Annotated in this window: 17 protein-coding genes; 13 read left to right on the top strand and 4 right to left on the bottom strand. The window is 62.2% G+C overall.

Annotation, left to right across the window (positions count from 1 at the left end):
• Nucleotides 1-20: 20 nt before the first annotated feature.
• From BLJAPNOD_RS34360 to BLJAPNOD_RS34320, 9 genes are all read left to right on the top strand, one after another.
• Entirely contained in the window at nt 21-1,772 is a 1,752-nt protein-coding gene (locus BLJAPNOD_RS34360) for a type I secretion system permease/ATPase (protein WP_115423080.1), read from the top strand.
• A 2-nt stretch (nt 1,773-1,774) separates the two neighbouring features.
• A complete protein-coding gene (locus BLJAPNOD_RS34355; RefSeq protein ID WP_115423196.1) occupies nt 1,775-3,079 on the top strand; it encodes an HlyD family type I secretion periplasmic adaptor subunit in 1,305 nt (434 codons plus the stop codon).
• A gap of 450 nt (nt 3,080-3,529) precedes the next feature.
• Nucleotides 3,530-5,092: an ABC transporter substrate-binding protein gene (locus tag BLJAPNOD_RS34350; protein WP_077498922.1), complete on the top strand. Its 1,563-nt coding sequence runs from the start codon at nt 3,530-3,532 to the stop codon at nt 5,090-5,092.
• 62 nt (nt 5,093-5,154) lie between these two features.
• Complete coding sequence (locus BLJAPNOD_RS34345) at nt 5,155-6,126, top strand: ABC transporter permease (protein ID WP_077498920.1); 972 nt, start codon at nt 5,155-5,157, stop codon at nt 6,124-6,126.
• Nucleotides 6,127-6,135: 9 nt separating this feature from the next.
• The gene (locus BLJAPNOD_RS34340) at nt 6,136-7,086 is read left to right on the top strand and encodes an ABC transporter permease (RefSeq protein ID WP_115423078.1); all 951 of its coding nucleotides are present in this window, start codon (nt 6,136-6,138) and stop codon (nt 7,084-7,086) included.
• 3 nt (nt 7,087-7,089) lie between these two features.
• Nucleotides 7,090-8,283, top strand: a complete 1,194-nt coding sequence (locus BLJAPNOD_RS34335) for an amidohydrolase family protein (protein ID WP_115423195.1) — start codon at nt 7,090-7,092, stop codon at nt 8,281-8,283.
• On the top strand, nt 8,280-9,770 hold the full coding sequence (locus BLJAPNOD_RS34330; RefSeq protein ID WP_115423076.1) for an amidohydrolase family protein: 1,491 nt from the start codon (nt 8,280-8,282) through the stop codon (nt 9,768-9,770). Before BLJAPNOD_RS34335 ends, BLJAPNOD_RS34330 begins: the two co-directional genes overlap by 4 nt.
• Nucleotides 9,763-10,749, top strand: a complete 987-nt coding sequence (locus BLJAPNOD_RS34325) for an ABC transporter ATP-binding protein (RefSeq protein WP_077498914.1) — start codon at nt 9,763-9,765, stop codon at nt 10,747-10,749. Before BLJAPNOD_RS34330 ends, BLJAPNOD_RS34325 begins: the two co-directional genes overlap by 8 nt.
• Nucleotides 10,746-11,738, top strand: a complete 993-nt coding sequence (locus BLJAPNOD_RS34320; protein WP_077498913.1) for an ABC transporter ATP-binding protein — start codon at nt 10,746-10,748, stop codon at nt 11,736-11,738. The genes BLJAPNOD_RS34325 and BLJAPNOD_RS34320 overlap by 4 nt, the downstream gene beginning before the upstream one ends.
• 82 nt (nt 11,739-11,820) lie before the next feature.
• On the opposite strand, the gene BLJAPNOD_RS34315 is transcribed toward BLJAPNOD_RS34320, so the two are convergent.
• Nucleotides 11,821-12,555, bottom strand: a complete 735-nt coding sequence (locus BLJAPNOD_RS34315) for an aspartate/glutamate racemase family protein (protein ID WP_115423075.1) — start codon at nt 12,553-12,555, stop codon at nt 11,821-11,823.
• A gap of 3 nt (nt 12,556-12,558) precedes the next feature.
• Nucleotides 12,559-13,194, bottom strand: a complete 636-nt coding sequence (locus BLJAPNOD_RS34310) for a flavin reductase family protein (RefSeq protein ID WP_115423073.1) — start codon at nt 13,192-13,194, stop codon at nt 12,559-12,561.
• 193 nt (nt 13,195-13,387) lie between these two features.
• Between BLJAPNOD_RS34310 and BLJAPNOD_RS34305 the strand changes: the two genes are divergently transcribed.
• Both BLJAPNOD_RS34305 and BLJAPNOD_RS34300 read left to right on the top strand, forming a co-directional pair.
• Nucleotides 13,388-14,074, top strand: a complete 687-nt coding sequence (locus BLJAPNOD_RS34305; RefSeq protein ID WP_115423072.1) for a GntR family transcriptional regulator — start codon at nt 13,388-13,390, stop codon at nt 14,072-14,074.
• Nucleotides 14,075-14,149: 75 nt separating this feature from the next.
• Complete coding sequence (locus BLJAPNOD_RS34300) at nt 14,150-14,977, top strand: bifunctional allantoicase/(S)-ureidoglycine aminohydrolase (protein ID WP_115423071.1); 828 nt, start codon at nt 14,150-14,152, stop codon at nt 14,975-14,977.
• A gap of 108 nt (nt 14,978-15,085) precedes the next feature.
• Here BLJAPNOD_RS34300 and BLJAPNOD_RS34295 read toward each other — a convergent pair whose 3' ends face one another.
• The gene (locus tag BLJAPNOD_RS34295) at nt 15,086-16,894 is read right to left on the bottom strand and encodes an ABC transporter ATP-binding protein/permease (protein ID WP_244611204.1); all 1,809 of its coding nucleotides are present in this window, start codon (nt 16,892-16,894) and stop codon (nt 15,086-15,088) included.
• 283 nt (nt 16,895-17,177) lie between these two features.
• Here BLJAPNOD_RS34295 and BLJAPNOD_RS34290 point away from each other — a divergent pair, with 283 nt between their 5' ends.
• Both BLJAPNOD_RS34290 and BLJAPNOD_RS34285 read left to right on the top strand, forming a co-directional pair.
• Nucleotides 17,178-18,026, top strand: a complete 849-nt coding sequence (locus tag BLJAPNOD_RS34290; protein WP_077498901.1) for a methyltransferase domain-containing protein — start codon at nt 17,178-17,180, stop codon at nt 18,024-18,026.
• Between the two features lie 50 nt (nt 18,027-18,076).
• A complete protein-coding gene (locus BLJAPNOD_RS34285; RefSeq protein ID WP_115423070.1) occupies nt 18,077-19,564 on the top strand; it encodes a pyridoxal-dependent decarboxylase in 1,488 nt (495 codons plus the stop codon).
• A gap of 34 nt (nt 19,565-19,598) precedes the next feature.
• Here the strand turns inward: BLJAPNOD_RS34285 and BLJAPNOD_RS34280 are convergent, their stop codons facing one another.
• Nucleotides 19,599-20,897, bottom strand: coding sequence for a S41 family peptidase (locus BLJAPNOD_RS34280; RefSeq protein WP_115423069.1), 1,299 nt, complete (start codon nt 20,895-20,897; stop codon nt 19,599-19,601).
• Nucleotides 20,898-20,900: the final 3 nt, after the last annotated feature.

The following is a 20,900-nucleotide window of genomic DNA, read 5'->3' as shown; positions in this document are numbered from 1 at the left end:
ATCTCAACGGATCAGGGACCATGCGCGACAGTTCTTCCAACCGAAATTCCAGCCAGTTCAAGGGCGTGTTCCAGGGCTGTGCCAGCGCCTTCATCGGCATCGGCCTGATGAGCGCCGTCGTCAACGTGCTATACCTCACCGGATCGCTCTTCATGATGGAAGTGTATGATCGGGTGCTGCCGAGCAGGAGCCTGCCGACCCTTGTTGCCCTTCTCGCCATCGTCGTGGTTCTCTACGCCTTTCAGGGCCTGTTCGACGCGCTTCGGGGCCGGCTGCTCGTGCGCATTGCCGACCGGCTCGACCAGGCGCTGTCGCCAAGGATTTACGATGCGATCGTCGGTCTGCAGCTGCAGGTCCCGATCAGCGGCCGTCATGCCCAGCCACTGCGCGACCTCGATACCATCAGGGCTTTTCTCTCAGGCAGTGGGCCGACGGCACTCTTCGATCTCCCCTGGCTTCCCTTCTACATCGCCATCTGCTTCGCCTTTCATTTCTGGCTGGGCGTGACCGCATTGGCCGGCGCGCTCATCCTGGCGGCCATCACCTTGCTAACGGAACTCGTCTCGCAGCGGCCGGTCGAGGAGGCTGCACGCCATTCCTCCAAGCGAAACCGCATGGCCGAGAGCGGCCGGCGCAACGCCGATGTGATCTCGGTCATGGGCATGAGCCCGCATCTGAAGCGCCGTTGGCAGGACGAGAACCGAGCCTTCACGCGGGAGCAACGCCGCGCCAGCGATGTCTCTTCGGGGTTCGGCGTGATGAGCAAGGTGCTGCGCATGATGCTGCAATCCGGCATTCTTGCGGTCGGCGCCTGGCTCGTGATCAACGAGCAGGCGACACCCGGCATCATCATCGCCGGCTCGATCCTCTCTGCCCGCGCGTTGGCGCCCGTGGATCTGGCGATCGCCAACTGGAAAGGCTTCATCGGCGCACGCCAAAGCCGCCGGCGCCTGCAGAAAACACTGGCGCTCCTGCCCGATGCGATCGACCGGATGGATCTGCCGGCTCCAAGCCGCGTGCTGTCCGTCGACCGTATCAACGCACTTCCGCCCGAGACGACAGAAGCCGTGCTGCAGGATGTCACTTTCACACTGGAAGCGGGCACCGGCCTCGGCGTCATTGGTGCAAGTGGATCCGGCAAAAGCTCGCTCGCGCGTTTGCTCGTTGGCATCTGGCGCCCGGCGCGCGGTTCGATCCGGCTCGATGGCGCGACGCCCGACCAATGGCCGGCGGCAGCCCTTGCCCGCCATATCGGCTACATGCCGCAATCGATCGAGCTGCTCGACGGCACCGTTGCCGAGAACATCGCCTCCTTCGATCCCGATGCCGACCCCGATGACATCATCGCCGCCGCCCGTGCTGCGCGGGTACACGATCTGATCGTCAGCCTGCCGGAAGGTTATTCCACCGAAGTCGGCGAAAATGGCCGGCCGCTTTCCGCCGGCCAGAAGCAGCGCATCGCACTGGCGCGAGCGCTTTATGGAAACCCCTTCGTCGTCATTCTCGACGAGCCGAACTCGAACCTCGATTCCGAAGGCGAGGAGGCGTTGACCTCGGCGATCCTCGGGATCCGCGAACGCGGCGGCATCGTCATCGTCATTGCCCACCGCCCGAGCGCCCTGCTGGCCGTCGACAAGGTGCTGATGTTGGCCGCGGGCCGCCAGCAGGCCTTCGGTCCGAAGGACGAGGTTCTCTCTAAGGTTCTAAGGCAGACACCCGCCAATCCGGGTGCGCTCAAGGTGGTGCAATCAGCAGAAGCAGCAAAGGCATGAACATGGACGATTGGCAGACACTCAGACGTTCGATCCGCACACATCTGATGGTGGGTGCTCTCGGATTTGCCATCTTGGTCGGGCTCTTCGGCGGTTGGGCGATCGGCACCGAGATCGTCGGGGCGGTGATCGCTCAAGGCTCGGTCGTGGTCGAGAGTAGCTTGAAGAAGGTTCAGCACCCGGTCGGCGGCGTCGTCAGCGAGCTGATGGTGCGCGACGGCGATCATGTGAAGGCCGGGGATATCGTCATGCGCATCGACGCGACGATGACCAGGGCAAATCTCGCGATCATCCTCAAGAGCCTCGACCAGTTCGCCGCCCGCAAGGCGCGGCTGGAGAGCGAGCGCGACCGCACGGAGCGTGTTGTCTTCCCGCAGACATTGCTGGCGCGCGTCGGAGATCCGGACGTGGCGGCGATGATGCATGCCGAACAACGACTTTATGAAAGCCGCAGGGACGTGCGCGAGAGCAAGAAGCGCCAGCTCGAGCGCCGTGTGCAGCAGCTGAACGACGAGATCCGCGGCATGGAGGCCGAGCGCACTGCCAGCAGCCGTGAGCGGGTCCTCATCAACGAGGAGCTTGGTCGCTACACGTTCCTGCACGACAAGGGGTTGATGGAAAAAAGCCGGCTCAGCACGCTCGAGCGCCAGGCAACCGATATCGACGGTGAGATGGGGCGGCTGCTCGCGGGGGTGGCGGGCGTGCACGAGAAGATCGCAGAGACATCGCTGCAGATCATCCAGGTCGACGAGCAGTGGGCCGAAGAGGTCGGAACGGACCTGCGCGAAATGGATGCCCGGATCGGCGAGTATGTCGAGCGCAAGGTGGCGGCCGAAGACCAGCTGAAGCGCGTCGATATCGTCGCGCCGCAGAACGGCATCGTCCACCAACTCACCGTCCATACGGTCGGCGGCGTGGTCGCGCCGGGCGAGCCGATCATGATGATTGTGCCTGATATCGACAAGCTCGTGGTGGAGGCCAAAGTCGCGCCGCAGGATATCGACCAGATCTATTCCGGACAGAAAGCAATCCTGCGTTTCTCTGCCTTCAGCCAGAAGACGACGCCGGAAATTATCGGCGCCGTCGAACGCGTGTCAGCCGACGTATCTGTCGACCAGCGGACGGGTGCGAGTTTCTACGTCGCGCGCATCGCGATCCCATCGCAAGAAATCCAGCGGCTTGGCAATGTCTCGCTGATGCCGGGCATGCCGGTCGAGGCGTTCATTACCACCGGCGAGCGGAGCGTTGCGTCCTATTTCATCAAGCCGTTGATGGATCAGGTTAGTCGAGCTTTCCGCGAAAGCTGAGCCAGCGCTCGATTCGTCCTCGATCATCGCATTTGGACAAACAACAGCCCGCTCCGTCAGGTCATGCGACCATGACGGACGGGCTGTTTTGGTGTTCGGGAGGCAGACATACGGATGGGCGCTGCCGCTTCTCGCTTGCGGGCGATACGTCGAGATCGCGCCGAAGCCAACGCATGAGCTGTCTTCCGCCAGCAATTCATCTCGGAGAAATCGGTCTTTGCCAGTTTTTCACGTCACGATTGCAATTAGCCGGCGGTTGAAAGCTGCTGAATTCGCATGGTTTTCCCCGAAGAATACGAGTTCGCCAATTCTTGCCAACATAATTGTCGACAAAATAGTTGACATTAGCGCCAACAACTTCAAATCTAGTGTCGTCAGCCTCCAGCGATCGAAGGATCGCGGACCGACCGGATCGGCACGGCGACGAATGGGAAAAACAGAGGGAACCACATGAAACTGAGAAAGCATCTCCTTGCGGGGTTGGCATTCGCCTTTCTCGCCTCCACGGCACAGGCCGAAACGCTGCGCTGGGGCAGCCCGCGGGATATCTTCTCGCTCGACCCGTATTCCTACGGCAGCACCTCGAACCTCGCCTTCCTCAATCACGTCTATGAGGGCCTGACCCGCTACACGCCCGAGTTTGTCGTCGAGCCGGCACTTGCCACCAAGTGGGAGCTGGTCTCCGAGAAGGTCTGGCGCTTCCACCTGCGCAAGGGCGTAAAATTCCAGAACGGCGCCGAGTTCACCGCCGACGACGTCGTCGCCTCGATGGCTCGTGTCAGCCACCCGACCTCCCCTCTGCGCGGCAACATTCCGGCCTACGTCTCCACAACGAAGGTGGACGACTACACCGTCGATATCGAAGTGAACTCGCCGAGCCCGCTTTTCCTCAACGACATGACCAACATCTTCATGTTCGACAAGGATTGGCTGATCGAGAACAAGTCCGAATTGCCGACCGATGTCGGCGGCAAAGTCGAGGGTTACACCACCTACCACACGAACGGCACCGGCCCGTTCATCGTCGAGTCGCGTGTGCCTGACAGCAAGACCGTCCTGGTCAAGAACAACGGCTGGTGGGATACGCCGAAGCACAATCTCGACCGCATCGAATTCACCCCGATCACGTCGGCTGCGACCCGCGTCGCCGCACTGCTCTCGGGCGAGATCGACCTGACCGACGGCGCGCCCGTACAGGACCTCGACCGGCTGAAGAGCGATCCGAACATCAAGGTTGTCGAGCGCTCCGACCTGCGCACGATCCACCTCGTCTTCAATCGCAAGGAAAAGCTCGACGACGGTCGCGAAAACTTCTTCAACGACATCAAGGTTCGCCAGGCGATCGATCATGCGATCGACCGTCAGCTGATCTTCAAGCGCGTCATGCGCGGCAAGTCGCATGTGGCCGGCACCATGGTGGCGCCGGAGATCCCCGGCTACAGCGCCGAGTTGGATGTGCCGACAGCCTATGATCCGGAACTGTCTAAGAAGCTGCTGGAAGAAGCCGGTGTCGCCGGCACCGAGTTCACGCTCGTCTGCATGAACGACGAAAGCGTCAACGAGGAAGACGTCTGCAGCGCGCTCGTGTCGATGCTGTCGCGCGTTGGTCTGAAGCCGACGCTCGACATCGGTCCGCGCGCCGTTCAGGCGCCAAAGCGCGCTGGCGGCAAGTCCGACGCGTTCATGATCGGTTGGGCCAACGAGCCGACGCTCGATGCTTATTCGATCCTGATCCAGGTGCTCTCGACCCGCGAAGGTGCGGCTGGCGTCGCCAACTATGGCGGCTGGTCCTATCCCGAACTCGACGCAATGGTGAAGAAGGCCGCCGTCGAAATGGATCGCGACAAGCGACTGGCGATCGAGACCGAAGCGCTGAAGTTTGCCAAGGACCAGGTCATCATGATCCCCTTGCATCAGCAGCCGATGGCTTGGGCGATGTCCAAGGAAGTGACCGACGTCACCATCCGCGCCGACAACAAGCCGCGCCACTGGCTGACCCGTATCGGCGATTGAGCCCACATTGCCCCGGCAGAGCTTGCTCTGTCGGGGTTTCTCACTACTGAGCGGGAAACCCAATGATTGTCTTTCTGATCAAGCGGCTGGCCAATGCCGTGATGGTCATGCTTGCCGTCGCACTGATGGCCTTCATGATCTTTCGTTTCGCCGGTGACCCGGTGGAGTTGATGGCCAACGAACAGATGTCGCAGGCCGATCGTCTCGAACTGCGCGAAAAGCTCGGGCTCAACGATCCCTTCGTCACCCAGTACGTTCGCTTCGTCGTCAATGCGGCCCAGGGCGATTTCGGTATCAGCTACCGGAACGGCCAGGACGTGATGACGCTGATCGCCGAGCGCTTCCCGGCAACCATCGAACTGGCTCTGGTGGCCACGGCCCTGTCGCTTTTGATCGGCATACCGCTCGGTGTTCTCACCGCGATCCATCGCGGGCGCTGGTACTCGGAAGGCCTGCAATTCGTCAGCATCATCGGCGTATCCCTGCCGAGTTTCGTCGTCGGCATCCTGCTGATCCTCGTCTTTGCCGTTTCGCTCGGCATCGTACCAGCTTTTGGTCGTGGCGACGTCGTCCAGCTCGGCTGGTGGAGTACGGGTCTGTTGACCGCATCCGGGCGCGCTTCGCTGCTTCTGCCATCCTTTGCGCTCGCGCTCTATCAGATCACACTCGTCATGCGGCTCGTTCGCGCCGAGATGATGGAAGTGCTGCGCTCGGACTTCGTGAAATTCGCCCGCGCCCGCGGCGTGCCGCGCTGGCGCATCAATTTCCGCCACGCGCTTCGCAACTGTCTGATGCCGGTTGTCACCATGACGGCGATGAATGTCGGATCGCTGATCGCCTTCGCGCTGATCACCGAAACCGTGTTCCAATGGCCGGGCATGGGCATGCTGTTCATCCAGGCGGTGACCTTCCTCGATATCCCGGTGATGGCAGGCTACCTGTGCATCGTCTCCTTCATCTTCGTCACGCTGAACACGCTCGTCGATATCGCCTATGCGGTCATCGATCCCCGTCTTCGCGATGCCACTCGCTGAGGTCGCCCCATGACTGACCAGGCCCAGGAAACACTCTCGACAGCCAAGATCGGCCGGCTCGCGCGCTGGCGCCAGAGCGATCTCTGGTGGTCGTTCACCCGCAGCCCGTCGGCAATCGCCGGCGCGCTGATCCTCACCATCCTCATTTTGGCGGCTCTAGCGGCGCCGTTGCTCTCGCCGCAGAACCCGTTCGATCCGGCGCAGCTCGACCTCTGGAACTCGGAACTGCCGCCGATCTGGCAGGCTGATGGCCAATGGCCATTTATCCTCGGTACCGACACCCAGGGCCGCGACATGCTGTCGGCCATTCTCTACGGCTCGCGCATATCGATCCTGATCGGCGTCTGCTCGGTGATCCTGTCGCTGACCGTTGGTCTCAGCCTCGGTCTCGTCGCCGGCTATTTCGGCGGCATCGTCGACAATGTCCTGATGCGGATCGGCGACGTCCTGCTCTCGATCCCGACGATCCTGATCGCCATTCTCGTCAGTGCCGTTGCCCGCCAGATGCTGCCGCCGGAGCTGCGCGACGTCGGCTCGGCAGCTGTGCTCGTGCTGGCGATCACGCTCAGTGCCTGGGTGCAATATGCCCGCACCGTGCGCGCCCAGACGATCGTCGAGCGTGGCAAGGAATATGTCCAGGCGGCTCGCCTCCTGAAGACGCCGGCGCGGCGAATCATGCTCAACCATATCCTGCCGAACACGCTGACGCCGATCATGGTCGCTGCCACGCTGAACTTCGGCATGGCGATCCTCACGGAAGCGACGCTCTCCTTCCTCGGCATCGGCATGCCGCCGAGCCAGCCGAGCCTTGGAACGCTGATCCGGCTCGGCAACCAGTTCCTGTTCTCGGGCGTCTGGTGGGTCGTGCTCTTCCCGGTCTTGCAGCTTTGCCTTCTCGTCGTCTCGGTCAACCTTCTGGGTGACTGGCTGCGCGACGCTCTCAATCCGAAACTGAGGTGAATGATGTCCAATCTTCTGATCCGTAACGTCCGTCCGAACGGCGGGGCTTTGACGGATATCCTGATCCGCAACGGCAAGATCGAAACGATCGGCCAGAACCTTGAGGCCGATGGCGTGGCGGTCGAGGATGGCCGTGGCCATATCGCCATCCCCGGCTTGGTCGAGGCTCACACACATCTCGACAAGTCGGTCTGGGGCATGCCCTGGCACGAAAACGCCAAGGTTGCGACACTGCGCGAACGCATCGATTTCGAGCGCGAGAAGCGGCTTGAGATCGGTATCGATCCGCATCGTCAGTCCATGCGCCAGGCGATCCTCTTGGCCGCCAACGGTGCCAGCCATATTCGCAGCCATGTCGACATCGACACCACCCATGGCTTGGCGCTGATGGAAGGCATCATCGAAACGCGCGAGGCGCTTGACGGCATCATCGACATCGAGATCGTTGCCTTTCCGCAATCCGGCCTGGTGACGCGTGCGGGTACCGTTGAACTTCTCGACCAGGCTCTGAGCAACGGCGCGGAAGTCCTTGGCGGCATTGATCCTTGTGGCATCGACCGCGACCCGAAGGGGCATCTCGACGCCGTCTTCGGCCTTGCCGAGAAACACGGCAAGCCGATCGACATTCATCTGCACGAAGCCGGTGAACTCGGCGCCTTCAGTATGGAAATGATGTTCGAGCGCATTCGCGCGCTCGGGATGCAGGGCAAGGTGGCGATCAGCCACGCCTTCGCACTCGGCGCTCCGGACTATCTGCGTGTCGCCGGCCTGATCGAACAGATCGCCGAGCTCGACGTGCGCATCGTCACGACGGGCTCGCCGTCCTCGACTGTCCCGTCGATCATGCGCCTCAAGGAGGCGGGCGTGAAGGTGGCCGCCGGCTGCGACGGCATTCGCGATACCTGGGGACCTTGGGGCCAGCCCGACATGATGGACCGCGCGCGCATCCTCGGCATGAAGAACGGTCTGCGCCGTGACGTCGATCTGGAGCATGCGCTTTATGTCTGCTCGACTGGTGGCGCCGAAGTCATGGACCTCGTCGGCTACGGTCTCGAGGTCGACTGCAACGCCGACTTCACCCTGCTTGTCGGCGAGACGCTCGCACATGCCGTCGTCGAAGTCGCGCCGCGTCCGCTCGTCGTCAAGCGCGGCCGCGTCATTGCCCGCAACGGCGTCGCGGAGGTCGCCATCCCATGATCGATCTCAAGGATTTGAAACTCGGCGCCCGCGCCGACGGGCGCACGCTTTTGACGGCGCAATGGGTGCTCGGCCATCGTGACGGCAGCCATCGCCTGATCCCGAACGGCGAAGTGGTGATCGAAGGCGGCAGCCTGCTTTACGTTGGGCCGCGCTTCGATGGTGAAGTTGCCCGCCGGATCGATTTCGGCGCGGCGATGATCAGCCCCGGCCTGATCGATCTCGATGCCCTGTCCGACCTAGATACGACGATCCTTGCGGTCGACCATCAGCCCGGCTGGGCCAAGGGCCGCGTATGGCCACGCTCCTATGTCGAGCGCGGTCCCTACGAAATGTACAGCCAAGAGGAGCTGGCGTTCCAGAAACGCTTCTCCTTCGCGCAGTTGCTGCTGAACGGCATCACCACGGCAGCACCGATCGCGTCGCTGTTTTACCGCGAGTGGGGCGAGACGGTGGAAGAGTTCGCTGCCGCCTCGGATGCCGCCGGCGACCTCGGGCTTCGCGTCTATCTGAGCCCAGCCTACCGCTCCGGCGGCATGGTGCTCGAAGCGCCGGGACAACTCGAAGCCGCGTTCGACGAGGCGAGGGGCCTGCAAGGGCTCGACGACGCCATCGGTTTCATCCGCGACCATGACGGCCGTCACGGTGGTCTGGTGCGTGGGCTTCTAGCTCCGGACAGGGTCGAAACCTGCACGGAAACGCTGCTGAGGAGAACCGCGGACGCTGCGCGCGATCTCGATTGCTCGATCAGGCTTCACGCTGCGCAAGGTACGATGGAGGTCGAGACCGTCCGTCGTCTTCATGGCAAGACGGCGCCGGAGTGGATGGCGAGCCTCGGTTTCCTAAGTTCGCGGCTGATCGCACCCCATGCCACCCAGGCAACGGCCAACGATCTCACGCTTTACGCCGACAACGGCGTCAGCATCGTGCACTGCCCGATGGTGTCGGCACGCGGCGGCAGCACGCTCAACTCCTTCCGTTCGGTCAAGGAGCGCGGCATCAATATCGCCATGGGCACCGACACGACGCCGCCCGACATGTTGATGAACCTGCTCATCGGCCTCATCACCTGCCGTGTGGTCGAGGGCGATACGGCAGCCGTCAGCTGCGCCGATCTCTTCGATGCTGCCACCCTGGGCGGTGCCAAGGCTTTGGGACGCAGCGATCTCGGGCGGCTCGAAGCGGGGGCCCGCGCCGATATCGCCGTCTTCGACCTGATGGACCACCATATGGCGCCGGCGATCGATCCGATCACCACACTGGTGGTTGGCGGTTCGGGGCGGGTTACCAAAACTGTGTTCGTCGATGGTCGTCTCTCGATGCATGAAGGCAAGGTCGCCGGCATCGACATGGATGCGGCCCGCCTGCAGGCGCAAAAACAGTTTGACGGATTGATTGCGAAGTACCCGGAACGCAGCTGGGCGCACCCGCCCATCGGCGAAATCTTCCCACCCAGCTATCCCTTGGAGGATCTGCGGCATGAGTGAATCCGTAACATCGCCGGTCCTTGACGTACGGGGACTTTGCGTCGAGTTCCCCGGCCGGCACGGCACCGTGGCCGCACTCTCCGACGTCTCGCTCAGCATTCGCCCAGGCGAGATCCTGGGCGTGGTGGGTGAATCCGGTGCGGGCAAGTCGATGACCGGCCTTGCAGTCCAGGGCCTGCTCGAACCGCCGGGACGGATTTCCGGAGGCGAAGTGTGGCTCTCGGGCCGGCGCATCGACCAGCTTTCCGACAAGGACATGCAGAGCGTGCGTGGCCGCCAGATCGGCGCGATCTTCCAGGATCCGCTGACATCGCTGAACCCGCTCTTTACCGTCGGTGCACAGCTGGTGGAGACGATCCGTCTGCACCTGAAGCTGTCGAAGCAGGGTGCCAAGGACCGTGCCATCCACCTGCTCAAGGAAGTCGGGATTCCGGCGCCGGAGGCGCGCTTCGATCACTATCCGCACCAGTTTTCGGGTGGCATGCGCCAGCGCGTGGTGATCGCCCTGGCGCTTGCGGCAGAGCCGAAGCTGATCATCGCCGATGAACCGACGACGGCGCTCGACGTCTCGATCCAGGCGCAGATCACCTCGCTCCTGCGTCGTCTCTGCGACGACCACGGCACCTCCGTCATGCTCGTGACCCACGACATGGGCGTGATTGCCGAGACCGCCGATCGGGTCGCGGTTATGTATGCCGGCCGCCTGGTCGAGATCGGCCCGGTCGAAGAAGTGCTGCGCAATGCGCGCCATCCCTATACGCGCGGGCTGATGGGCTCGATCCCGGCGCTCGGTCGGCGCGTCGAGCGGCTGAACCAGATCGACGGCTCGATGCCGCGTCTCAACGCTATCCCGCGCGGATGCGCCTTCAATCCGCGTTGTCCCGAAGCGGGGCGGCGTTGCCGTGAAGATCGTCCGGAGCCGACCCCGGTCGGCCACGGCGTCAGTGCTTGCTGGCTCAATGCAGGAGGAGTTCTATGAGTGATGCCCTGACCGTCAATGATCTGACGTGCAATTTCGATGTGTCGGCCCCCTGGCTGAACCGGGTTCTGGAACGCAAACCCCGCCAGTTCGTGCGGGCGGTGGACGACATCAGCTTCACCGTGCCGATGGGCGGCTGCCTCAGCCTCGTCGGAGAATCCGGCTGCGGCAAGTCGACGGTGGCGCGTCTCGTCACCGGCCTCTACCGCGCTTCGGAGGGTGAGGTTCGTTTTGCTCCGGGTCGCTCGGGCGAGCCGCTCTCAGCCCAGATGATCTTCCAGGATCCCTTCGCCAGCCTCAATCCGCGCTGGAGGGTAAAGAACATCATCGCCGAGCCGCTTCGCGAGCTGAAACTGCGCAATTCAGACGCCGAGGTGATGGAGCGCGTCGGCGAACTGCTGCGCATCGTCGGCCTTGCGCCTTCGGATGGCTCGAAGTTTCCGCACGAGTTTTCCGGCGGCCAACGCCAGCGCATCTCGATTGCCCGCGCTCTTGCCGGCGAGCCGGAGTTCCTCGTCTGCGACGAGCCGACCTCGGCGCTCGACGTCTCGGTGCAGGCGCAGATCCTCAACCTGATGCGCAAACTGCAGGACGAGATGGGGCTCACCTATCTCTTCATCAGCCACGACATGAGCGTCGTCCGCCACATGTCGGACCGGATCGCGGTGATGTATCTCGGCCGTATCGTCGAGGAGGCGGACACGGAAACGCTGTTTGCCAATCCACGCCACCCCTATACGCGGCTGTTGCTGGAAACGATCCCTGATATCGCCGAGCCGAAGCGCCAGCGCAGCATCACGGCAAGCGAAGTGCCGAGCCCGCTCAACCCGCCGTCGGGCTGCACCTTCCACCCGCGTTGTCCATTGGCTGACGCCCGCTGCAAGAGCGAGCGCCCGGCCATGCGGAGCTTTGCCGATGGCTCGCGCGCAGCATGCCATCGCGTCGAGGAAGCTGTAGCAGCTATGACCAAGTCGACGCAGGCAGCATAATCCAGGCGTCATCCGAGGACGAAAAAAGCTCCGGAGGCAAAACCTCCGGAGCTTTTTCTTTTCAGATGTTTGCTGCCGTTTGTTACGCTACCGCATCCACCGGACGGATAGTTGCGGCCGACTTGATCCGTGGGTAATCGTAGGCGCCGACCTTGGAGGTGGAGTAGCCCGCGCCAACCAGTGCTTCAGCGAGCTTGACGGCAGCGGTTACACCGTCGATCACCGGCATGCCGGTTCTAAGCTTCAGGCGGTCGCACAGCTCCGACATGCCGGCGCAGCCGAGGATGATTGCCTCGGCGCCATCCTCCTGCTTGGCACGCATGATTTCCCGCACCAGCATTTCTTCCGTGTGGGCGAGATCCTCTTCCAGCGCCAGCACCGGCATATCGACGGAGCGCACCTTGCGACACCGATGACCGGCGCCATAGGCATCGACGAGATCCTCGATGATCGGCACGGAGCGCGGTAGTGTCGTGACGATGGAAAAGCGCGTGGCAATGGTCATCGCCACCTGGATGGCCGCCTGGCAGATGCCGATCACCGGCCCTCGGGCGATTTCACGCGCAGCGCCGAGCCCCGGATCGTCAAAGCAGGCAATGACATAGGCATCGACGCCGCGGGCTTCCCCGGTGCGGATCTCGGCGAGCATCGCCGGCACAGCCATGGCCTCGTCCGCATGGCCTTCGATGCTGGCCGGGCTCGTGGTCGGGTTTACGGACTCGACCCGCGTCTCGGGGGCTGCAACCCGCTCGGCGCTGCGGTGCGCCTGTTCGGTCATCGAGGCGGTGGAGTTCGGGTTGACGAGAAGGATGCGCATGGATCAGGCCGTTTTCGCTTTGAGAGCGGTAAAGGACGCGATGTCGGGTGCCCGCATCTCGAACTGTCGGTCGGAGGTGATGTAGTTGTTGGCGTGAAGACGCGCGATCGGCTGGTAACTTGACGGATCGACATAATGGCCGTTCTCGTCCAGGCAGTCCTTGCGCACATGCATATGCACGACTTCGCCAAGCACGATGACCCGGCGGTCGTATTCGATCAGCCGCTCGACCCGACACTCCATGGAGCAGGGCGATTCGACAATACGGCGGGCGCCGACCTTGAGGCCGTCGGCCGCCGTCAGTCCTGCCATTGCCACTTCGTCGACATCTGCCTCGAACGGGAGACCACAGACGAGCATGTGATCGGCAATCGCCATGTCGACCATGTTGACGACGAACTCGTTGGTGCGGCGGATGTTGCTGACGGTGTCCTTCTCCTCACCATCGGGGCGTGTCTGGATGCCCAGGATGACGATCGGCGGATCATGCGAGAAGACGTTGAAGAAGCTCATCGGCGCGGCGTTGTCCTGGCCGTTCGGAGAGAGCGTCGAGACAAGCGCGATCGGGCGTGGACCAATGAAATTCGTCAGCAGCCGGTAGCGGTCCTGGGCGGGCAATTGGGTGAAGTCGAAGTCCATCAGTGAGCTCTCGGGGTCAGGCGCGGACGGTTGTCAAACCGGTCGATGGCCGTTGTTTAAGTGGTTGCCACAGCATATCAAGTTACGGTACACAATATTGTCTACAATTTTGTAGTCAATATCAAACTGCAGTGAATGGAATTGACTTTGAACGCTGGCCGGCCAGAGTACGCGAACGGCTAAGGGAGATTTCATGTACAATGCGGACGAAACCGCCGGAGCGCCGACGGCTATCATTTGTGAGAAGATCTGGCTTGCGATCGCCGAGCGGCGGCTGCGCCCCGGCACACGGCTCAAGGAGGAGCAGCTTGCCGAGATTTTCTCCGTCAGTCGAGCCCGTATACGCCAGGCGTTGACCGCGCTCGAACGCGACGGCCTGGTGACGATCATGCCCAACAGGGGCGCCTTCGTGTCCGAACCGTCGGTCGACGAGGCGCGCGACGTGTTCGTAACAAGAAGAGCCATCGAGCAGCGCGTGGTCGAGCGCCTCTGCGAGCGCGCGACGGTCGAGGACATCGAGCGCATGCGCTCGCATATCGATGAGGAGCGGGTTGCGGGCAAGGTGGGCGATCTCTCTGCAATCGTTCGCCTTTCCGGCGGATTTCACCTGCTTTTGGCGGAACTTTCCGGTTCCGCCTTCCTGTTCGGGATCCTGCGAGACCTGGTCTCGCGCACATCCTTGATCACCGCCATGTACCGCTCCAACCACCTGCACAATTGCGGTCCGGACGAGCATATGGCGGTTGTCGATCGCATTGCCGCTCGGGATGTGCACGCCGCGGTCCGCGAGATGGCGGAACATTTGCATCACGTCGAGGCGGAACTCGATCTCGATGAAGAGAAGGATCAGCCGCGCGATCTGCGCGCAGCCTTGCTTTGACACTCCATTGGCAATGAACCCAACCGCGCCGCTCTTGTGAGGAGGCGGTGCCCGCTTGAGAACTGAAGGACGGAAATGACTGGTCGTAACTACTATGCGCCCCATGGCGGCGCTCCGGCACAAACGCAGCTCCTGACCGACCGAGCGGTCTTCACCGAAGCCTATGCGGTGATTCCAAAGGGGACGATGATGGACATCGTCACCAGCTATCTGCCGTTCTGGGACAAGACCCGCCTGTGGATATTGTCGCGTCCGCTCTCTGGTTTTGCTGAAACATTTTCGCAGTACATCATGGAAATCGCTCCCGGCGGCGGCAGCGACCGGCCGGAACTCGACGAGGGCGCCGAGGGTGCGCTGTTCGTCGTCGAGGGTGAACTGACCGTCACGCTCGACGGCAAGGAACATCGGATGCAGCCCGGCGGCTTCGCCTTCATTCCGCCAGCGAGCAAGTGGGCGGCTCATAACAGAAGTGAAGCGCCTGTTCGCTTCCATTGGGTCCGCAAGGCCTATGAGTATGTCGATGGCCTGCCGGCGCCGGAAGCCTTTTTCACAAATGAGGCCGATATCACGCCTTCGGCGATGCCTGGCACCGAAGGCAAATGGGCGACGACGCGCTTCGTCGATCCGACGGATCTTCGCCACGACATGCACATGACAATCGTGACGTTCGAGCCGGGCGCGATCATTCCCTTTGCCGAAACCCACGTCATGGAGCATGGCCTCTACGTGCTCGAAGGCAAGGCGGTCTATCGTCTCAATCAGGATTGGGTCGAGGTCGAAGCCGGCGACTATATGTGGCTTCGCGCCTTTTGCCCGCAGGCCTGCTATGCCGGCGGCCCCGGCAAGTTCCGCTATCTGCTTTACAAGGACGTCAACCGCCATATGAAACTGCGTTCGCGCTAAGAGCAGCAGCAGCCACTAACGAAACAGCGCCTTCCAAGAAGGCGCTGTTTCTTCTTATTCAGATGGTTGTGACGATAATTTGATGTAGCACATCAGGCGCCTCGGCTGTCAATCGACCAATTGCGGATTGGTCGGACGCAAGCTCTTCGGCCGGATCAGGCGCAGGGAATCCCCGGCCGCGTCTTTTTCAAGCTCCAGCACGCGGGTGAAGAAACCGTTGGCGCGCTCCTTGCGGCCAATGTTGACGATTGCCGCCTTGCCCATCTCCTGATCGAGGAAGGTCATGACCCTGCGATAGGCATCGTCCTCCAGCGTGTCCAATGCCTCGTCGATGATCAGCCAGCGTGGCTTGTGCAGGCCAAGGCGGGCGATCGCCAGCAGGCGCATCTCGACTTCGCTCAGATTGAGCTTCTTGCGCAGGTCTTGATCGAGGCGGTCGGCAAGGCGGCCAAGGCCGACCTTGGAGAGCACGCCGCCGAGTTCACCGTTCCTGAAGCTGTCGGGCGTCTTGGGGTAGGCGAGCACCTCTTCAAGGGTGCCTGGAGCGAAATAGGGCGAGCGTGGCACGAAGACCAGTCCGTCATCGATCGGCAGCGAGATGCGGCCATGTCCCCAGGGCCAGAGACCGGCGATGGCTCGAAAGAACGGCGCTTTTTCAACCTCCGTCGCGCCGGTAACCAGCACGCGTTCGCCAGGGTTGATCGTGACATTGGGCTCGGAGAGCTTGATGCAGCCATTGGCCGAGACGATCTCGATATGATCGAACATCATCTGAGGACCGTCCGCCGTCACGAACTCGATACGCTTGTCGCCTTCGTGCCGGTCGTCGACGACGAGCAGTGCAGAGCGGAAGGCGGCGACGCGCATCAACGTTGCGCGCCAGTCGGCAATGGCGCCGATGTTGTCTACAAACCAGCGCAGTGACGCGTGCACCTGGTTGAAGGCGCCCACGGCCATCATCAGGCCGCCGAAGCTGAGGTCGCCGGCAAAATAGACGGGCGAGGCGATGACGATCGGTGCGACAACGGTGATCCAGCCATACCCGGCCGTCACCCAGGTCAATCGCGTGACGGCAAGCAGCAGGCTTTGGCTGATCTCGAGAACCGAAGCCAGATCCGCCTGCAGCCGGCGTTTTTCGTTCGCCTCGCCCGATGACAGCGAGACCGCCTCGATATGTTCGTTGATGCGCATCAACGAGAAGCGCAGTGACGCCTCGCGGGCGTAGTGTTCGCCGTTAAGCTTTACCAATGGACGCCCGACGAGCCAACTCAGCCATGATGCCGTGCCGGCGTAGAGAATGGCTGCCCAGACCATATAGCCCGGAATGTTGATGGCCATGCCCGAGATGTGAAAGATGAATCCGTCCGACAGCGACCAGAGCACGCCGATGAAGCCGGCGAGCAGGATGCCGGATTGAATCAGCCCAATCGTCAGCCCCGCCGAGAGGTCGGAGAGGTGGCGGGCATCCTCGTGGATGCGCTGGTCGGGGTTGATGCCGATGGCACCGGCATTGGCCAACCGGAACGCACGCGCGGGCTTCATCCATTCGTTGATGAGGTCGAGTGTCAGGCCTTCCCGCAGCTTCAATCGGACAAGTTGGCCAAGCCAGGTCTGCAGAACATTGAGAACGAGCAGTGCGCCGGCGATCTGGGCGAAAATCACGAGCTGGTGCATGAAAGCCTGCAGGTCACGCCTTTCCAGCGTGTCGTAGAATGGCTTGTACCAGCGATTGAGGATGATCTGACCGAAGGCAGTGGTAACGATAACGGCCAGGATGCCAAGGGCGAGCCAGATGATCCGGTTTCGGAGGGGCGAAGCCATGAAGGCTGCATGCATCATCCGCAACTGGGCGCTGAGGGGTTGTTCGTCGTTGGCCTCTACCCGACCATTGTTCTTGTCATTCTTAGGCTTCGGCATCGATGCGAATCTCTCCGTCACGATCTCCATAGGGGAAATATAGCCTGCCGAGCCCGGTCTCCCTAGCGCCGATTGTCGTTATGCAAATCAGAAAGAGGTAATTTGCAGGGACCCTGTTGCTCAGACAACAGCATTCGAACTGCGAAACCCGGTTCAACAGGGGGGGGGCTGACCCGCAATGCGGCGTACGCCCCAATAGGCATGAAATCGATTGAATCCTGATCCAGAGGGTTCATAGTTCCGACCGACGAGACAGGAGAGCGCATCCAAGGGAGGAACGTGCATGTCCAGCAATCTCGACCAGATTCGTGAGCAGCAGAAAGATATCTGGGACCGGTTCTCGGCCGGTTGGAAAAAGTGGGACGCGTTGGTTCTGGGCTGGCTTGCCCCGTTCGGTGATGCAATGATCCGCCAGGCCAAGCTTCGGGATGGCGACAATGTCCTTGATGTCGCCGCCGGAACAGGCGAACCCGGACTAACCGTTGCTGCCCGGATCCCGAATGGTCGCGTCACGGTAACGGACCTTTCCGAGCGCATGCTCCAGGTGGCTGCCGAGAATGCGCGCCATCGCGGTATCAGCAATTTCACGACGCAGACATGTGACGCCGGCGCCCTGCCTTTCGCGGATAGATCGTTCGATGCGGTATTGTGTCGGTTCGGCTTCATGTTCTTCCCGGATGTCGGCGCGGCGGCTCGACAGTTCGCCCGCGTCGCGAAACCCGGCGCACGCATATGTACGGCCGTTTGGAGCGGGCCAGAAAAGAACCCCTGGGCGACAACAATAATGGCGACGATTGCGCGGCACGTGACACTGCCGGCGCCGGTCCCCGGGGCACCCGGCCTGTTTCGCTGTGCCGCCGGAGGCATGATGTCGGCGGCCTTCGCCGATGCCGGTCTGCGGGATGTCGACGAACAGGAAATCTCGACGATGATGGTGCACGAGACGCCGGAACGGTACTGGACCTTCATGACGGAGATTGCAGCGCCCGTGGTCGCCGGACTGGCGCAAGCCGACGCCGCGACACGTGAGACGATCAAAAACGAGGTTATTGATCTGGCCCGTCAGTCCATGCGCGCCAACAAGGTCGAGTTGCGTGCTACCGCAACGATTGTCACAGGAACACGGGATTAAGGCACGCCACGCGGTTCCTGAAATGCAGATCCGCAGTGTGGGAGGACCGAATGGGTGCATCTCAGACAGAGCATGAGCCCGTCGAAGAAGTCACGCTTGATCCACAAGATTGGGGTGAACTGCGGGCGTTGTCGCATCGGATCGTCGATGACGCCATCGCTTATGTCAGCGGTGTTCGCGACCGTCGTGTCTGGCAGGAAATGCCAGAAGACGTCCGCGCGTCGTTTGCAACTGCGCTGCCCCAGGCTCCAACGCCGACCGAAGACGTCTACCGCGAGGTGGCCGCGAACATCCTCGGCTACCCCATGGGCAACATCCATCCGCGCTTCTGGTCCTGGTACATGGGATCGAGCAATTTCACCGGCGCACTCGGTGACTTCCTTGCAGCCGTCCAAGGCTCCAACCTCGGCGGCGGCAATCATGCGGCCGCGCTCATGGACCAGCAGGTCGTCGATTGGTGCAAGGAGATGGTCGGGTTTCCAGCCTCGGCGAGCGGCACCCTGGTCAGTGGCGGATCGGTCGCCAACATCATTGGCCTTGCCGTCGCCCGAAATGCCAAAGCCGGCGTCGATGTCCGGGAGCTTGGCGTCGCGGCAATCGAGCGGCCGTTGCGCTATTACGGTTCCGACCAGATGCACAGTTGCCATCGCAAGGGGATGGAGACGCTTGGCCTCGGAAACCAGGCTCTCCGGCGCATTCCAACCGATGCCGCGCTCCGTCTCGATCTGGATGCGCTGAGGCATGCGATCACCGAGGATCGCGCGGCCGGGTTCAAGCCCGCCTGTGTGATTGCGACAGCCGGAACGGTCAACACCGGCGCCATCGACGATCTGCAGGCGCTCGCTTCGGTCGCAGCAAGGGAGGACCTCTGGCTGCACGTCGATGGCTGCATCGGCGCTCTGATCGCCATTGCACCGGATAACCGCTTTCGCGTCGCCGGGATCGAGAAGGCCAATTCGGTGGCGCTCGACCCGCACAAATGGCTGCACGCGCCGTTCGAGGCTGGCTGCGTGCTGGTCCAGGATGCCGGGGTCCACCGCGAGACCTTTGCGGTGACGCCGGTGTATCTGGTCGCAACCGCACGCGGTCTGGCAGCAGCGCCTTGGCTTTATGACTATGGCCTGCAGACGACACGCGGCTTCAGGGCCTTGAAGATCTGGATGTCGCTGAAGGAGAACGGCATTGCCAAGTTCGGCCGGCTCGTCGACCAGAATATAGCCCAGGGACGGTATCTGAGCGACTTGATCGAGGCGGAGCCTTCGCTTGAACTGGTGGCGCCGACCAACATCAACATCGTCTGCTTCCGATACCGTTGCGAGGGAAAACACGGCGACGAACTGAAGGCGCTCAATACCGAGATCATGTTGCGCCTGCAGGATGAGGGGACGGCTGTTCTCTCCGACACCACCGTGCACGGCGAACATTGTCTGCGGGTCGCGATCAACAATCACCGCACCAAACGCCGGGACCTGAAGCTGCTCGTCGAAGAGGTCGTCAGGCTCGGTCGGGAAATTGTCGGGGCGCAGGCGGCGGCCTGATTGGCCGTGCAGATGGCGAGTATGACGGCCGCCATCACCGTGTCGGTGGCGGTTCGCCCGGCCTGACGCTTCGTTCGGAGCTGCCACCTGAAAGAAGGCGAAGCATCTCTGACTCTGCGGCTTCCCGTTGCGGATCACGGCCGGCGGCATAGGCAAGCGGAAGGTCGACGGGAATGTCCGGAGCTATGCCGTTTCCCTCCAGTCGGACGTTGTCGTCTATAACCGCATCGGAGACGGCAATTTCGAGCAGGCTGTCATCGGGCAGAATATAGGCCCGGCCTGCCAATAAGGCGCCAGCGGTGCGCTGGCCCACAAGAGGAATGCCGTTGATCCTCATCGCATAGGCGAAAAGCTCAAGGCCGCTGCGCGTTCCGTCGTCGATCAATGCAACCACCGGACCACGCCAGCGAACATTCGCGAGCGTTGCCTGCCCATGCCGCGGGATCAACCGGAACGTTGGCGTGTCGCCGACGAAGAGTTCAGCTGCGTCCGCCGCACCGCCGCCCCAGCGTCCGCGAAGATCCACGATCACGCCATCGACGCCGCTCAGGCGGCCGTCGGAAAGCGCGTGAGCGACGATGTCCAGCCCGTCACGCGTCGACAATGTCCAGAAACGAAGATAGCCGATCTTTCGCCCGTTGCGCTCGCTCACGGCGATACTGTTCTCTATCGCTTTTTCGAACGTTTGCAGCGGCCGCAGCCGTTCGACAGCGACCTTGATACTTGTCGGCGCCGCATCAGCCCGGCGGCGCAGGCGGATGTCGACCGACTGCCCGACCTTTCCCTGGAAGGAGGCGATCTCACGATAGGGCAAGCCATCGACGGAAAGCATCTCATCGCCCATCACCACGCCCGCCTTGGCCGCCGGCGAACCATCATAGACATCGCTCACGAACCGCTTGTTGCCTATCATGTGCGTGACCAGGCCGATCCCGGGATAGCTGACGTCTCCTTTGGGCGGAAACAACCGCGGCAGGTCGTTGCGGATTGCGAAGCGAAAGATGTCGCTTAACTCGAAATAGGCGATCGTGTCGGGTTTGAAGCGGCCGTTGTGCGAGGCCTGCAGGCTCGCCAGTGATCGGTCGATGGCGGCGTCCACGCGTGCGATCGAACTGCGTTGGGGCAGCGTCAGGCTCACGTCTCCGATCGCTTTCTTCGCAGTTTCGTTGAAGCGGTCCAGCGCGGTTTCGTCGTGAAACTCGGAGTTCACCAGCGCGATGACGCGGTCGAACACCAGGTTGCCCGATCGTGGCAACTCGGCCGCCGGTGCGCTTGCAGGCATGAGCACCAGCAGCAGCGCAGTTTGCAATACCCTGGATATCGCCCCATGCATCGC

The sequence above is a fragment of the Ensifer sp. M14 genome, assembly GCF_003355565.1.
Classification (GTDB): domain Bacteria; phylum Pseudomonadota; class Alphaproteobacteria; order Rhizobiales; family Rhizobiaceae; genus Ensifer.
This window is presented reverse-complemented; position numbering and strand designations above follow the sequence as displayed.